At 50.7% G+C, this 3560-nt stretch carries 3 protein-coding genes and 3 pseudogenes; 5 read left to right on the forward strand and 1 reads right to left on the reverse strand.

Translation table 11 applies throughout. The annotated features are described in order from the left end of the window. The 3 pseudogenes from DW085_RS18580 to DW085_RS18590 form a co-directional block, all read left to right on the forward strand. A pseudogene (locus tag DW085_RS18580) lies at positions 1-917 on the forward strand (MobA/MobL family protein); the annotation flags it as partial. A 65-nt stretch (positions 918-982) separates the two neighbouring features. Further along, a pseudogene (locus DW085_RS18585) lies at positions 983-1626 on the forward strand (CHC2 zinc finger domain-containing protein). Then, positions 1595-2931 (forward strand): annotated as a pseudogene (locus DW085_RS18590) (virulence-associated E family protein). Before DW085_RS18585 ends, DW085_RS18590 begins: the two co-directional pseudogenes overlap by 32 nt. Positions 2932-2959: 28 nt before the next feature. Here DW085_RS18590 and DW085_RS20740 read toward each other — a convergent pair. Then, the gene (locus DW085_RS20740) at positions 2960-3199 is read right to left on the reverse strand and encodes a hypothetical protein (RefSeq protein ID WP_021682886.1); all 240 of its coding nucleotides are present in this window, start codon (positions 3197-3199) and stop codon (positions 2960-2962) included. Between DW085_RS20740 and DW085_RS18600 the strand changes: the two genes are divergently transcribed. Then, positions 3173-3370 (forward strand): hypothetical protein, encoded by a 198-nt coding sequence (locus DW085_RS18600; RefSeq protein ID WP_002569220.1) that lies wholly within the window; start codon positions 3173-3175, stop codon positions 3368-3370. The two genes, DW085_RS20740 and DW085_RS18600, sit on opposite strands and share 27 nt — an antisense overlap. Beyond that, positions 3371-3560 (forward strand): recombinase family protein (locus DW085_RS18605; protein ID WP_182430951.1); only part of this gene is annotated, 190 nt, incomplete at its 3' end.

Consider the following 3560-nt stretch of genomic DNA (forward strand, 5'->3'; position numbering starts at 1 on the left):
GACAGGGGCTTGATATTATCCCTACTGTCCATGAGGGAGCTGCTGTCCGGCAGATGGAAAAGCGGGGTATCCAGACGAACATCGGCAACCTGAACCGGGAAATCAGAGCCGCCAACCGCCTGATGAAGTCCATCCGGCAGCTTATCCAAAACCTCAAAGGCTGGATTACCGAGCTGGGAGAAAAACGGAAAGAACTGCTTGCACAAAAGGCGGCGGAGGAAGCGACACTTCTTCCCAATCTACTGATGAAATATATGGAGATACGAAAGGAAGAACGGAAGGACTGGACGAGGTCTGGACAAAATCGGGGGACTTCACAGGACTTAAAGGCAGTCAGCGAAGCCCTGTCCTATCTCCAGCAAAAGGGGCTTTCCACTGTGGAGGACTTAGAAGCATTTCTGGAATCTTCCGGGAAATCAGCCGCAGATTACCGCAATCAGATGAAGCCAAAGGAAGCCCGAAGCAAAGTGATTGACGGGATTCTTGCCAGCCGGACAGACTGCAAGGAATGTAAGCCTGTCTATGAGAAGTACCAGAAGATATTTTTTAAGAAAACAAAGGAGAAATTCAAACAGGAACACTCGGAGGTTGCCCGGTATGAAAAAGCCGCCGCCCACCTTGCCAAGCACCCAGATGATAAGGACAGTACCCAAAAGGAGCTGCAAGAGGAGCAGGAAACGCTTCTGGAAGAAATCGCAGAGTTGAAAGTACCACTGACCGAGGTACAGGAGGATTTGAAGAAGCTGCGGGACATCCGCTACTGGGTACGGAAAGCCACACCCGGCACAGAGGAAAGTAAAGAGTCGCCTAAGAAGCAGCCCATCAAGGAAGTCTTGCAGGATAAGGCAGACGAGAAAAAGGCTCAAAGAACCGCCCCGGCACAGGCGAAACACAGACAACAGGATATGGAACTTTAACAGGCACTTGCCATTTTCAATCAGAGAATGTCAGGTGCTTTTCTTATTTTCAAGGAGGGATAGATTTGAATGTATTTGAAGCTGTGAAGCAGTCCGTCACAACAAGACAGGCTGCGGAGCATTATGGAATCCATGTAGGTCGAACGGGATGGCTTGCTGCCCGTTCCATAATGATAAAACCCCAAGCATGAAGCTGGATTGGCGTTACCACTGCTTCGGCTGCGGTGCGGATGGGGATGTGATTGATTTTGCCGCCGCCCTGTATGGGCTGGCAAAGAAAGAAGCCGCCGTACAACTGGCAAATGACTTTGGGCTTTCCTATGAGGACTGGAAACCGCCGGGAAAGGCAAAAAAGCCCAAGCCCCAGCAGAAATCCCCGGAGGAACAGTTTCAGGAAGCAAAGAACCGCTGCTTCCGTATCCTTGCCGATTATCTCCACCTGCTTCGGGCATGGAGAACGGAATATGCCCCGCACTCCCCAGAGGAAGCCTTTCATCCCCGGTTTGTGGAAGCCTTACAAAAGCAAGCCCATGTGGAATATCTGCTGGATGTGCTGCTGTTCGGGGAGACAGAGAAAAAAGCGGCTTTGATTGCGGACTACGGAAAGGATGTGATACAGCTTGAACAGCGAATGGCAGAGCTTGCAGCCGCAGACGCAGCAAGAACTAAAAAACACCATGAACGCCATGCAGCCGCCCCAGAGCATTGAGGAAATCAAGGCGGGGCTGGAAACCACCGAGAAAGGCGGTGTCCGCCAGAGCATACGGAACTGCCTGACCGTATTCCAGCGTGACCCTCTGCTTTCCGGGGCTATCGCATACAACATCCTGACCGACCGCAAGGACATCATAAAGCCCATCGGTTTTCACAGAGAAAGCACAGCCCTGAACGATACGGATATGAAGTATCTGCTTCTCTATCTGGAAGAAACCTATGGGCTTACCAATGAGAAAAAGATTGATAATGCCATCGGGATTGTGGCGAATGAAAACAAGTACCATCCCATCCGGGACTACCTAAGTGCCCTTGTGTGGGACGGGACAGAACGAATCCGTTTCTGTCTGCGGCACTTTCTGGGGGCTGACGCAGACGATTACACCTATGAAGCGTTGAAGCTGTTCCTGCTGGGTGCAATCTCACGAGCCTTTCAGCCGGGGTGCAAGTTTGAAATCATGCTTTGTCTGGTAGGCGGTCAGGGGGCTGGAAAGTCCACCTTCTTCCGTCTGCTGGCAGTCCGGGACGAGTGGTTCTCCGATGATTTGCGGAAGCTGGACGATGACAATGTGTACCGTAAGCTGCAAGGTCACTGGATTATCGAAATGTCGGAAATGATGGCAACCGCAAACGCCAAGAGCATTGAGGAAATCAAGTCATTTTTAAGCCGACAGAAAGAGGTTTACAAGATACCCTATGAAACCCACCCAGCAGACCGCCCCCGTCAGTGCGTGTTTGGCGGCACTTCCAATGCCCTTGACTTCCTGCCCCTTGACCGTTCCGGCAACCGCCGCTTTATCCCCGTCATGGTGTACCCGGAGCAAGCCGAGGTTCACATTTTGGAGGACGAAGCCGCTTCCAGAGCCTATATCGAGCAGATGTGGGCAGAAGCGATGGAAATTTACAGAAGCGGCAGGTTCAAGCTGGCTTTCAGCCCTGCCATGCAGCGGTATCTCAAAGAACACCAGCGGGATTTTATGCCGGAGGACACCAAAGCCGGGATGATACAGGCGTATCTTGATAAGTACACCGGGAGCATGGTCTGCTCCAAGCAGCTCTATAAGGAAGCCTTGAACCATGCCTTTGACGAGCCGAAGCAATGGGAAATCCGGGAAATCAACGAGATTATGAACCAGTGCATTTCTGGCTGGCGGTACTTCCCGAACCCAAGAATGTTTTCAGAATATGGCAGACAAAAGGCTGGGAGCGTGAAAACCCGGCAACGGACTCCGGCAACCCGTCTGAAAAAACGATGGATGGTTTTGTGGAGGTCACAGAACAGATGGAGCTTCCATTCTGAAAATGACCGCCCGTTGCACCCCCTGTTGCTATCCCGTTGCCGAGCCGGTTGCCGGGGAAAACCCCTTATTTCCGGGCTTTTCTCCCTTATAACAACCAAAACAACAGAAAAATAAAAGAAAAGTATAAATAGTAACCATCGCCAGATTGAGATTGTTTGCAAGGTCTTTTGAAGCCCGTTGCCGGACTTCGTTGCCGACACCCTCTGTCTGGCTATTTTCATGTATGGAGGATAACTGCCTATGGCAAAAAACAAAACAGAGATTCATGTGACCACTGTATTTGACGGGGAACTGGACGCAACCGATGTGTTCGTCAGTCTGATTTCCCAGAAATACGGTAAAACAAATACAAAAGAATATCTTGCTAAAAAGAAAGATATAGGCTATAATGAAGATGAGGTTCAAAAGAGCCAGATACCGTCTGGATTGTGTGGGTAAATGGCTATGATGAACGAAATGGAATACAGAACAATCGGTTCGGCACTTGCCGGGGGCTATCGTGCGGCGGTCTATTGCAGGCTGTCAAAGGACGATGACCTGCAAGGCGAAAGTGCCAGTATCGCCAACCAGCGGGATATGCTGGAAAAATACTGCGAAAAGCAGGGATGGGAGGTTGTGGCAGTCTATC

It is taken from the genome of Clostridium sp. AF50-3 (genome assembly GCF_003477445.1).
GTDB classification, from domain to species: Bacteria; Bacillota; Clostridia; order Lachnospirales; family Lachnospiraceae; genus Otoolea; species Otoolea fessa.